Raw genomic sequence first — 12092 nt, forward strand, 5'->3', positions numbered from 1 at the left:
ATGGCATTTAGGCCTCAAGATCACTTTTCGACCGAAGTCGAAAGTGAACAAGGCCAAAGGACGGTGTCCATTCTGCCATTGGTTCTCATGTACTGAGCTAGGAGCTTACGCCACTGCTAAGTACTCCAGGTATGACTATAGCCTGTTTTGCGCGCTTTAATCTACCCCAAAGCCTGCTCAACCTCAGCTTTAAACCCGCGATCGTGGTGATATGAGGCACTTAAGACAGGTTCCACCCTCCTTTACCTACAAAAATGGTGCCCGCCCCTCTCCTAAAAGAAGGACGGGCACCGCAAGAAGTCACAAGGTGCTAGCTGACCTTAAACTCCCGGCTGGTTCCAGTGAAGGGAGTAATCTTTCCGTTGGCTTGCTTTGAATCACCGTAGTAGACAAGGCGATAAGTACCGGGCAGAGCCTCCTCAGGTACCTGCCATTCAATGCTGACGCGCGATTGGGCAGCCCAGTGCCGCCGCCAATGGAACTTGGTGTTGGGGTCGTTATCGGCTGCAACCCTCACCCAACTGTCCCCTTGCTTTCGCTGAACCTCAAGATAGGTGGCGTTGAGCTTGTGATTATTATTGGGGTGGGCGCCCACAAAGAGAGCGCTTACCTGGCCCCCAGCATGAGTATCACGCGGTTGAGCCAAAACCTTGCCATAGTAGTTACCCCAGCCGGGGCTGTCATACCAGACCTTGCCGACAGTCGACTCCATAGGCTTGCGCATAAGAGGCTTATCACCAATATTCAGTTCTGTACCCTCTTTCAGGGAGCTACCCACAGTCTGCAAGACCTGACGGAAGGCACCCATCTCGTTGATGCCAAAGACAGTTGCTCCGCCTTCATACTGCTGGGTCACATATTCCTGAGGCGTGGTCACATAATGGCTATAAGCATTAGTGTAGCCCTGAACAATGATATGAGATACATCTACCCCAAACAGTTCTGCCATATCCTGCCGGTATTGCGCCCCCACAGCGCTCGTCAGTTCACCGGGCATACCCAAAAGGTAGTAGTCACCAAAACGCATGACCTGAACCGGTAACTTTTGCTGGATCTGCTGATGAACCGCCAAAAGATTTGCCTTAGGGTACTGGCAGGCGGTCAAGTCCGAGGATGCGCTATAGGCAAGCCAGTTAAAGCCGCTCCACACCTTATTGGCATTTACCCCCTCGTTGAAACCATCAGCTCCCGGCCCATCTTCCACACTGCCGGCTGCGAAAGGTGCACCCAGGGAAGCATTACAGGTTCGCCCGGCATAACCAGTGCCCGTGAACTGCTGGCTCACATTTACTGAAGAGAAATCCGTATACGTAATTCGGGAGTCCAAGCCCCGGCCAAGGGGCACTCCGGGGTTTGCCAACTGCTGCCGGACGGCATCAGCCTGGCGGCTACCCTGGATCTTCAGGTTTTCAAACTGATCATCGGTGGGGCCCATTCCAGGTTTCAACCAGGTATTGGGTGAGACATCACCAGCGCTACTATTAGCAAAAGCAGCCACAAAATCAGGCTGATCACTTTCCTGATTAAGGTCCACCCCGTGATCGACCGTCTCTAGCAGGTACTCGGCATAGCCCTTATTATCAGAAGAAACCAGAGTATTTTGGTTGGTCAAAGACGTAGCATGCACCGCATACCAGTTGAGAACCGCCCGGGTTACCCCATTGTGCTCGAACCGAAAAGTAGTGCTGGAAGGATCTACACCATCAGTCAACATCCGCAAAAGTTCCGGAGGATCTTGCCGCTGAGCAACAGCCGAACGGTTGACACCGACCCCGGTCAATTCAGACTGGGAGACCGTGACGTTCCCGGGCGCTAGATCAGCTAGAGCCTGGCGAATAGCGCGCATGGAGCCAGTGACCTGAGCATCAAAAGTAGCCTTGTGGAAGCCCAGGGTAGTGATGTTATAGAGGGCATCCTTACTCACTCCCCCAGGAGTGGCATGCGTATGGCTGGCTGTAATCATGATATTGGCCTCTGAAAACTCAGGGCCAAACTCAGCTCGAATCTGATCCACCAAAGCCTCACGCAGGCTACCCCAACCACTGAGAGCGTCCAAAACCACTATCAGGTTACGTTGCCCGTCTACCGGATCAATCACAACAAAGGCACGGGCATACTGACGAGTATGCAGACCGCTGCCCTTCTGTGTGGCCGTCCCATAGCCAATAAAGCCCACCTCAGCTACCTCACCGGTGATATCGGAAACCCCGGCTCCCACCAGAAAAGGATTAAGCTCTGTTGGCTGACTAGAACGGATTAGGTCCGAGAGGCTGGCAGCGCTGACTGTCGCGGGGGTTACCTGGTTGGCGGCCTCTGCAGGCATCAGAGAGCTACCGGCGACAAGAGCCAACGTAGCACCCAGGGTAGCTATCCCCGACCCTATTCTCTTCTTTGACATCATGGTGACCTCAATATGTGCGATTGCTTTGTACTAAGCAATAGAGTGATATGTACGGTTATAGACTACGCCTCCACAGACACACTTGAGCCTCAGGAAAACGGCAAGGAAAGCCAGACCCCGATTTTGATGCAGGTCAGCACCTAAACCCGATCGAATGTTACTTTCCGCACGCACCGATAGTCCATCGACCGCTCGCCGCCTCATCAGCCAAGCCTCCTCCCCCCTCCTTTTCAGAGCTCCTCTTCCAAAGAGGGCCAACCAGCTAACCTCAAACCGCCATCAGCTCAGAAACTGCCGGACAGGGCAAAGGGCGCTCCCCCACCAATGTGGGGAAGCGCCCTTAACTTTGCGGCCTAGAAGCTGCCTGGCCTAGAGACTAGCGAATCTCGTAGTCATCCAGCGGAATAGCCTGGAACTCGGGGCTGATAGCACCCTCATTGGTCTCAGCGTAGCTGAAATCGTTGTAAGGGGTCGCGGTCTGAGCGAACAGGGCCTCACGCGCCTCGTCGGTAGGTTCAACCTCGATATCGTTATAACGAGCAAGACCGGTACCGGCGGGGATCAGCTTACCAATGATGACGTTCTCCTTAAGGCCGACCAGCGGGTCTTCCTTGCCTTCCATCGCAGCCTGGGTCAGGACGCGAGTGGTTTCCTGGAAGGAAGCGGCCGACAGCCACGACTCGGTAGCAAGTGATGCCTTGGTGATACCCATCAGCTCGGGACGGCCCGAAGCGGGGCGCTTACCCTCAGCAACTGCCGCACGGTTAGCGTTCTGGAAAGCCACGTTCTCAACCAGCTCACCGGGCAGCAGGTTGGTCTCACCGGAATCAATCACGGTAATACGGCGGAGCATCTGACGAACGATAACCTCAACGTGCTTGTCGTGGATACCTACGCCCTGTGAACGGTAGACGCCCTGAACCTCATCCACCAGGTGCTTCTGAGCCTCACGGGGACCGCGAATACGCAGGATCTCCTTAGGATCAACAGCACCGGCAACCAGCTGGGTACCGACGGTGATATGGTCACCCTCGGCAACTTCCAGGCGGGCACGACGCAGAATGGGGTAAGCGATAGGATCATCGCCGTTATCAGGGGTGATGACAACCTTGAGGGACTTCTCAGTGTCCTCAATGCTGACGCGACCGGTGACCTCGGAGATCGGGGCAACACCCTTGGGGGTGCGAGCCTCGAAGAGCTCCTGAATACGGGGCAGACCCTGGGTAATATCGTCAGCCGATGCGACACCACCGGTGTGGAAGGTACGCATGGTCAGCTGGGTACCGGGCTCACCAATGGACTGAGCCGCGATAATACCGACGGCTTCACCAATGTCGACCAGGTTACCCGAAGCCATGGAGCGACCGTAGCAGAGGGCACAGACACCAACAGCGGACTCACAGGTCAGAACCGAGCGAACACGAACTTCCTGGATACCGGCCTTGAAGAGATCATCAATAACGATATCTGAAACGTCAGCGCCAGCTTCTGCCAGAACGGTGCCGTCCTCAGCCTTGATGTCCACAGCAAGTGAACGACCGTGGATTGAAGACTCAACATTCTCGTGCAGGGTTACTGCACCGCTAGCCTGGTCAACCTGAACCAGGGGCAGAGCCAGACCACGGTGGGTACCACAGTCGTGCTCACGCACAATGACGTCCTGCGAAACGTCCACCAGACGACGGGTCAGGTAACCCGAGTTAGCGGTACGCAACGCGGTATCAGCCAGACCCTTACGAGCACCGTGGGTAGCGATGAAGTACTCCAGAACCGACAGGCCTTCGCGGTAGGAAGACTTAATCGGGCGAGGCATAATTTCACCCTTGGTGTTAGACACCAGACCACGGATACCGGCAATCTGACGGACCTGCATCCAGTTACCGCGAGCACCAGAAGTAACCATGCGGTTAATGGTGGTGTTCTTCTCAGCCAGATTTTCCTTCATAGCCTCAGCAACCTCATCGGTTGCCTTAGTCCAGATGTCAATCAGCTCGGTACGACGCTCATGGTCGTCAATCAGACCCATAGCGAACTGGGACTCGATGTTAGCAGCCTGAGCCTCATAGCCTTCCATAATGGCGGGCTTGGTGGGAGGCGCAGCGATATCGGTAACCGCAACGGTCACACCTGAGCGTGAGGCGTAGTAGAAACCGGTGTTCTTGAGTTCATCCAGTGAGCGAGCAACCACGTGCATGGGGTACTTCTCAGCCAGATCGTTAATCAGGGCACCCAGGCTCTTCTTGTCTGCGACACCGGTATACCAGGGGTAGTCAGCGGGCAGGGTCTGGTTGAAGATAACCTGACCGACAGTGGTCTCCACCAGCACGGGCTGACCGGGCTCGTAGCCCTCGGGGGCTTCCCAGCCCTCGTAGGGTACAAAGTCGTCAAGAACAATCTTGACCTTGGTGTAGAGCTCAATCTCGTGGCGGTCCAAAGCCATAATGGCTTCGGCGTATGAGGAGAACAGACGACCCTCGTTCTTCTCACCCTCCCGAGCGGTGGTCAGGTGGAAGAGACCGATAATCATATCCTGGTCAGGTACCGCAACAGGGCGGCCATCTGAAGGCTTCAGGATGTTGTTAGATGAGAGCATGAGGATGCGAGCCTCAGCCTGCGCCTCGGGTGAGAGGGGCAGATGCACAGCCATCTGGTCACCGTCGAAGTCCGCGTTGAAAGCGGAGCAAACGAGCGGGTGCAACTGGATAGCCTTACCTTCAACCAGCTGGGGTTCGAAGGCCTGAATACCCAGGCGGTGCAGGGTAGGTGCACGGTTGAGCAGAACGGGGTGCTCGGTGATGATCTCTTCGAGAACGTCCCAAACCTGGGGGCGGAAACGCTCAACCATGCGCTTAGCAGACTTGATGTTCTGAGCGTGGTTCAGATCAACCAGGCGCTTCATGACGAAGGGCTTGAAGAGCTCCAGCGCCATCTGCTTAGGCAGACCGCACTGGTGCATCTGCAGAGTGGGGCCACCGACAATAACGGAACGGCCTGAGTAGTCAACGCGCTTACCCAGAAGGTTCTGGCGGAAACGCCCCTGCTTACCCTTAAGCATGTCCGAGAGGGACTTGAGGGGGCGGTTACCGGGACCGGTCACAGGGCGACCGCGGCGACCGTTATCGAACAGGGAGTCAACAGCTTCCTGAAGCATACGCTTTTCGTTGTTGACGATAATCTCGGGGGCACCGAGTTCCAGCAGACGCTTGAGGCGGTTGTTGCGGTTAATAACGCGACGGTAGAGGTCATTCAGGTCGGAGGTGGCAAAGCGGCCACCGTCAAGCTGAACCATGGGGCGCAGTTCCGGAGGAATAACGGGAACGTAATCCAGAACCATACCCAGCGGGGAGTTATCGGTGGTCAAGAAAGCGTTGACAACCTTCAGACGCTTGAGCGCACGGGTCTTCTTCTGACCCTTGCCGGTCTGAATGATGTCCTTGAGAGCCTCAGCTTCCGCTTCCATGTCAAAGCTCTCAAGACGCTTCTTGATAGCCTCAGCACCCATGGAGCCTTCAAAGTACATGCCGTACTTATCGACCATGCCACGATAGAGCGACTCGTCACCTTCAAGGTCAGCGACCTTGAGGTTCTTGAAGCGATCCCAGACGCGCTCGAGCTGCTCGATTTCGCGTTCTGCGTTCTTACGAACCGCAGCCATCTGACGCTCAGCGGCATCACGGAGCTTACGCTTCTCAGCGGCTTTACCACCCTCAGCCTCAACGCGAGCGAGTTCCTCTTCGGTCTCGCGAGCAATCAGGTTAATGTCGGCGGCAAGCTGATCCTCTAGGACCTTCTTATCGCGGTCGTGAGCGGCCTGCAGGTTAGGCAGGTCCTCGTGGCGGGCTTCTTCGTCGACATGAGTAATCATGTAGGCGGCGAAGTAAATAATCTTTTCCAGGTCCTTAGGAGCCAGGTCAAGCAAGTAGCCCAGACGGGAGGGGACACCCTTGAAGTACCAGATGTGGGTGACAGGAGCTGCCAGCTCAATGTGACCCATGCGCTCACGGCGCACCTTGGCACGGGTTACCTCTACGCCACAGCGCTCACAGATGATGCCCTTAAAACGGACACGCTTGTACTTACCGCAGTAGCATTCCCAGTCGCGGGTGGGGCCGAAGATGCGCTCGTCGAAGAGGCCTTCCTTCTCGGGCTTTAGGGTTCGGTAGTTGATGGTTTCAGGTTTCTTAACCTCGCCGTAGGACCAATCCAGAATATTCTGGGAGGTCGCCAGGCCAATACGCATCAAACCAAGTGAAGATTCGTTGGACATTTGGTCCTTATCTCTTTCCTAGTGTTTTGAAGTCTTTGAGAACAGATGAGGAATCTAACCGCTTAGGGGTTAGACCTCTTCGACAGAGCTGGGCTCTGCGTGGGACAGGTCAATACCCAGGTCATCTGCTGCACGGAAGCCTTCTTCTTCTCCATCGCGCATTTCGATGGTCTTACCGTCAGTTGAGAGAACCTCAACGTTCAGGCAGAGGGACTGCATTTCCTTGATCAAGACCTTGAAGGACTCGGGAACACCGGGTTCGGGGATGTTCTCGCCCTTAACGATAGCCTCGTAGACCTTAACGCGGCCGTGGACGTCATCGGACTTGACGGTCAGGATTTCCTGCAGGGTGTAAGCGGCACCGTATGCTTCCAGTGCCCACACTTCCATCTCACCAAAGCGCTGACCGCCAAACTGGGCCTTACCGCCCAGGGGTTGCTGGGTAATCATGGAGTAGGGACCGGTTGAACGAGCGTGGATCTTATCGTCCACCAGGTGGTGCAGCTTGAGGATGTACTGGTAGCCCACCGAAACGGGTTCGGGGAAGGGCTCACCGGAACGGCCATCAAGCAGACGTGCCTTACCGGAACGGTCAATCAGACGATCGCCGTCGCGGTTGGGGTTAGCGTGATCAAGGAGCTCAAAGAGTTCCTCTTCACCGGCACCGTCGAATACCGGGGTTGCCACGTTGGTGGGGCCGGTTTCCTTGGGGAAGTTGTGAAGCTTATCGAGCCAGGCGGGGTTGCCCTCAATCTTCCAGCCCTGCTTAGCCAACCAGCCGGTGTGAACTTCGAGTACCTGACCGATGTTCATACGACCGGGAACGCCCAGCGGGTTGAGGATGACGTCAACGGGGGTGCCGTCTTCCATGAAGGGCATATCCTCAACGGGCAGGATCTTGGTGATAACACCCTTGTTACCGTGACGACCTGCCAGCTTATCGCCAACAGTGATCTTGCGCTTCTGAGCAACATAGACACGGACCAGCTGGTTAACACCGCTGGGCAGGTCTTCGTCTTCGTTTTCGCGGTCAAAGATACGAACGCCAATAACGGTTCCGGACTCACCGTGGGGAACCTTCAGGGAGGTGTCACGGACTTCGCGGGACTTCTCACCGAAGATAGCGCGCAAGAGGCGCTCTTCGGGGGTCAGCTCGGTCTCGCCCTTGGGGGTGACCTTACCGACCAGGATGTCGCCGGCTTCAACCTCTGCACCGATGTGGATGATGCCGCGCTCATCAAGAGCAGACAGGACCTCTTCGGAGACGTTGGGGATATCGCGGGTAATCTCTTCGGCACCCAGCTTGGTGTCGCGGGCATCAATTTCGTGTTCCTCAATGTGGATTGAGGTCAGCACGTCATCGGAGATCATGCGCTGGGACAGGATGATACCGTCCTCAAAGTTGAACCCTTCCCAGGACATGTAAGCAACCAAGAGGTTTTTACCGAGGGCAAGCTCGCCCTTGTCGGTGGAGGGGCCATCGGCAATCAAGCCGCGAGCTTCAACCCGGTCGCCCACCTTAACAACAACACGGTGGTTGTAGCAGTTACCTGGGTTGGAGCGCTGGAATTTGAGAATCGGGTAGGAGGTGGTGGTGCCGTCATCGTTGCGAACAACAACCAGGTCAGCTGACACCTCAGAAACCACGCCAGCTTTCTTAGCCAGAACAGAGTCACCGGAGTCAATCGCTGCATAGCGTTCCATGCCGGTACCTACAACGGGAGCCTCAGACTCCAGCAGGGGAACAGCCTGACGCTGCATGTTAGCACCCATGAGTGCTCGGTTAGCGTCATCGTGTTCCAGGTAAGGAATCAGAGCGGTTGCAACAGACACCATCTGGCGGGGTGAAACGTCCATGAACTCAATCTCGGAGGCATCAACCAGAACAGCTTCACCGGATCCATCGCCTGCACGGCAAAGGACCTGCTCTTCAGAGAAGGTCATGTCGGCGGTCAAGGGGGCGTTAGCCTGCGCAATGGTGTTGCCCTTTTCATCGTCGGCGGTCAGGTACTTGACCTCGTCGGTGACCTTACCGTTACGAACGATACGGTAGGGGGTTTCGATGAAACCGAAGGGATTGATGCGGGCGTAGGTTGCCAAGGAGCCAATCAGACCGATGTTGGGGCCTTCAGGGGTTTCGATGGGGCACATACGGCCGTAGTGGGAAGGGTGGACGTCTCGAACTTCCATGCCCGCACGGTCACGGGACAGACCGCCGGGGCCCAGTGCGGACAGACGGCGCTTGTGGGTTAGACCTGCAAGCGGGTTGTTCTGGTCCATGAACTGGGAGAGCTGGGAAGTGCCGAAGAATTCCTTGATAGAGGCAACAACCGGGCGGATGTTAATCAGGGTCTGAGGGGTGATAGCCTCAACGTCCTGGGTAGTCATACGCTCGCGGACAACGCGCTCCATACGGGACAGGCCGGTACGAATCTGGTTCTCGATCAGTTCGCCCACCGCACGGATGCGACGGTTGCCGAAGTGGTCGATATCATCAACGTCAACGCGGACGTCAACTTCCTGGCCGTCACGGACACCCTTGATAGTGGTGCCACCTGCGTGCAGAGTGACCAGGTAGCGAATCATAGCCGCGATGTCGTCCTGAGACAGAACAGAAGCAGAAGGATCGTTAACGGGAGTATCAAGGCCCAGCTTGCGGTTAACCTTGTAGCGGCCGACCTTGGCCAGGTCGTAGCGGCGGGGGGTGAAGTACATGTTGTCCAGCAGAGCCTGAGCAGCATCAACCGTCGGGGGTTCACCCGGGCGCAGCTTGCGGTAGATATCCAGCAGAGCCTCGTCGCGGGTCTGGACGGTGTCCTTCTCAAGGGTGGCGCGGATTGAGTCGAATTCACCGAATTCAGACAGAATCTTAGCCTCGCTCCAGCCAAGAGCCTTAAGCAGGGTGGTCACGGACTGCTTACGACGGCGGTCAAGACGAACGCCGACCTGGTCGCGCTTATCGATTTCAAGTTCAAACCATGCACCGCGGGAAGGGATAATCTTCGCGCTGTAGATGTCCTTATCGGAGGTGCGGTCTGCGGTCTTTTCGAAGTAGGCACCGGGTGAACGGACTAGCTGCGAAACGACGACGCGCTCGGAACCATTAATCACAAAGGTGCCGGATTCGGTCATCAGGGGAAAATCGCCCATGAACACGGTCTGCTGTTTGATTTCGCCCGTGTTGTTATTCATGAATTCGGCCTTGACGTACAGCGGAGCCGAGTAGGTCGCGTCGCGATCCTTGCACTCTTCCATGGTGTACTTGGGGTCAGCGAACTCGGGATCGGAGAAGGACAGGGACATGGTGCCCTGGAAGTCCTCGATCGGAGAGATTTCTTCGAAAATATCTGCCAGGCCAGAAGTTTGGCTGACGGAGGTGTCACCGGTTTCGGCGGCTACAGCGGCTTTTGCCGCCCAGCGTTCGTTACCGACGAGCTGATCAAAGCTGTCGAGCTGGAGCGCCAGCAGGTTGGGTACCTGCAGGGGCTCAGCGATTTTTGCGAATGAGATTCGACTGTGCGAATCTACGCCGTTAGCGGCTTTAGTATGAGAGGTGCTCGAGGCGACCAAGATGGGATCCTTCCACAGACATGTCTGTTCGTACCCGCTCCCCCGCCAGGGGTGGTACGCGAAGAACCCTGAAAAAGACAACTTGCTAAATGGGCACCTGTGCCGTGCTGGTTAGCTAGAGTATGTTCGAGGGTACTGGGGCGTACTTAAAACCTGTAACAACCTGCCCACCGCTATATGAAGGCACAGAAGATTAGGGAAGCGCAAATATTCATACTACAGCAAGCCAACAAACTTGTCCATACCGAATATGGCCGCTTTGTGCAACCCTCCCCCTCAGAGGCCCCTTTGCCTACCAAAGGCCGCTACCCCCACTAGAACGGTAGCGGTCCCCCCTTGTTTTGGCTTCTAGCACTCCACCACGTTGACCGCCAGGCCGCCCATGGAGGTCTCCTTGTAACGGTGGGACATGTCCTCACCGGTCTGGCGCATAGTCTCAATCACCTGGTCCAGGGAAACACGATGCTGGCCGTCCCCACGCAGGGCCATCTTGGCCGCAGTCACAGCATTTGAGGCCGCCATAGCATTGCGCTCAATACAGGGAATCTGCACCAGGCCACCCACCGGGTCGCAGGTCAGGCCCAGGTTGTGCTCCATGGCGATCTCGGCAGCGTTCTCTACCTGCTCATTGGTTCCGCCCATCACCTGGGCCAAACCGGCAGCGGCCATAGAGGAGGCGGTCCCCACCTCACCCTGGCAACCCACTTCAGCGCCCGAGATAGAGGCTCGTTTCTTGTAGAGCGCACCAATGGAGGCGGCGGCCAAGAAGAAGTCCACCACAGCATCATCCACCACTTTCTGCCCGCGGTGGCGCACCGGTGGAACGTAGTTCAGGGCGTAGTGCAGGACGGCGGGAATAATCCCCGAGGCACCGTTTGTGGGAGCAGTGACAATCCGGCCGCCAAAAGCGTTTTCCTCGTTGACCGCCAGCGCTATGAGGTTCACCCAGTCGATAGCGAACTCGGGTGATTTTTGGGGATCCTCAGCCAAGAGGTCACGGTGCCACTGGCTGGCACGGCAACGCACTTTCAAAGGCCCGGGCAGATACCCCATACGCTCTAAGGAGGAACCGATACACTCCTTCATGACCTGGCGGATGTGGAGGATACCCGCGCGAACTTCTTCTTCGGACCGTACGGTTTTCTCGTTCTCCATTTTGAGCTGGGCAATAGAAAGCCCCGCGGTGTTGGCCATATCCAGCAGCTCAGCACCCGATCCGAAGGGGTAGGGAGCCTGGGTTAGCCCGCTAGAGCCAGCACTTTCCTCATTCTCTTCCACGATGAAGCCACCGCCAATGGAGAAGTAGGTACGCTCTAAGAGCACCTGCTCCCCCGCTTTTGCGGTCACCTTAATGCCGTTGGTATGACGGGGCAAGACGGTCAGCGGTCGCAGGGTAATATCCAGCTCGCGGTAGTTCACAACCGGACCTATTATCTTGGGGGTAGCTGCACCGGGGGCGCCCTCGGCAAAGGCGGCTGATGGGTAGCCGGCAAGGGGCAGAGTGCCGTCGACCTGGTTACGGTCCATGAGCGCTTCAGCTGCCAGGATATCAATAGTTTCAGGAACAAAACCGCACAGACCTTTGAGGGCAGCGCTCATAGTTCCGTGACCTGCCCCGGTGGCAGCCAGCGACCCGTACAGGTCAATGTGCACACCGGTAACCCGATCAAGATTGCCCGCATCAATCAGCTCAGCAATAAAACGGTTGCTTGCCCGCATAGGGCCTACAGTGTGTGAACTAGAAGGCCCAATACCAATAGAGAAAAGCTCAAAAACACTGATGTCATATTCCAGGGCTTCAGCCTGCCTCTGGATACTCGGCTGGGGTGTCTTGTGCCCCGGGGAAAAATCAGG

At 56.5% G+C, this 12092-nt stretch carries 4 protein-coding genes; all 4 read right to left on the reverse strand.

Features of this window, described 5'->3' with window-relative positions:
* Positions 1–310: 310 nt before the first annotated feature.
* Positions 311–2401 carry a neutral/alkaline non-lysosomal ceramidase N-terminal domain-containing protein gene (locus ACN085_RS04810; protein WP_419110780.1) on the reverse strand — a complete coding sequence of 697 codons (2091 nt, stop codon included), beginning with the start codon at positions 2399–2401 and terminating at the stop codon, positions 311–313.
* Positions 2402–2777: 376 nt separating this feature from the next.
* Complete coding sequence (locus tag ACN085_RS04815) at positions 2778–6668, reverse strand: DNA-directed RNA polymerase subunit beta' (protein ID WP_419099285.1); 3891 nt, start codon at positions 6666–6668, stop codon at positions 2778–2780.
* A 69-nt stretch (positions 6669–6737) separates the two neighbouring features.
* The gene (gene rpoB, locus ACN085_RS04820; protein WP_419099284.1) at positions 6738–10238 is read right to left on the reverse strand and encodes a DNA-directed RNA polymerase subunit beta; all 3501 of its coding nucleotides are present in this window, start codon (positions 10236–10238) and stop codon (positions 6738–6740) included.
* Between the two features lie 348 nt (positions 10239–10586).
* On the reverse strand, positions 10587–12053 hold the full coding sequence (locus ACN085_RS04825; RefSeq protein WP_419111044.1) for an L-serine ammonia-lyase: 1467 nt from the start codon (positions 12051–12053) through the stop codon (positions 10587–10589).
* Positions 12054–12092 lie beyond the last annotated feature (39 nt).

The sequence above is a fragment of the Rothia sp. P4278 genome, from assembly GCF_048512945.1.
GTDB lineage: Bacteria > Actinomycetota > Actinomycetes > Actinomycetales > Micrococcaceae > Rothia.